Below are 243 nucleotides of genomic sequence, written 5' to 3'. Positions count from 1 at the left end.
CGAACATCTGACGCTGCATATATTCCGGTACGAAGCGGATAATCGTGGTGTGCAGTCCGAAACAGGCCAGATCGCCGATAATTATCATGGTCAGCCAGACGAGGACGAAGATGCCGTACTCGAATTCCCCCATCCAACGGGCGAGAATAACCTGAGACAGGAGAGCAATAGCAGCGCTCGCAACGCGCACGGAAAAGGCGACGAGGGAAGAGCGCTGTGCGCTTGCCTGCGGTCCGCTATCCG

General features: G+C 56.8%; 1 pseudogene. It reads right to left on the bottom strand.

Annotation, left to right across the window (positions count from 1 at the left end):
• Positions 1–243, bottom strand: a pseudogene (locus tag SB822_RS60000) (hypothetical protein); the annotation flags it as partial.

It is taken from the genome of Paraburkholderia sp. SIMBA_054 (assembly GCF_046534875.1).
GTDB classification, from domain to species: domain Bacteria; phylum Pseudomonadota; class Gammaproteobacteria; order Burkholderiales; family Burkholderiaceae; genus Paraburkholderia; species Paraburkholderia hospita.
This window is presented reverse-complemented; position numbering and strand designations above follow the sequence as displayed.